Annotated in this window: 1 protein-coding gene; it reads left to right on the top strand. The window is 44.2% G+C overall.

Features of this window, described 5'->3' with window-relative positions:
* The coding region (locus tag SB658_RS24605) for a P-type ATPase actuator domain-containing protein (protein WP_486308216.1) at positions 1–265 on the top strand (265 nt) is incomplete at both ends.

Below are 265 nucleotides of genomic sequence, written 5' to 3'. Positions count from 1 at the left end.
AGATGGGGAAGAGATGACTGTTCCTATTTCTGAAGTGAAAGTGAATGATCTTGTGTTTGTCAAACCGGGAGAGAAAGTGCCGGTAGATGGAGAAATTGTGGAGGGAACAACCGCAATTGATGAGTCCATGATTACGGGCGAAAGTCTGCCTGTTGATAAAACGGCTGGTGATGCGGTCATTGGGGCAACCATCAATAAAAATGGGTTTGTGAAAGTGAAAGCGAAAAAGGTTGGGAAAGAGACCGCCCTTTCACAGATTATTAAA

Origin of the sequence: Bacillus sp. SIMBA_008 (genome assembly GCF_046535495.1) — a bacterium.
In the GTDB taxonomy this organism is placed as follows: domain Bacteria; phylum Bacillota; class Bacilli; order Bacillales; family Bacillaceae; genus Bacillus; species Bacillus subtilis.
This window is presented reverse-complemented; position numbering and strand designations above follow the sequence as displayed.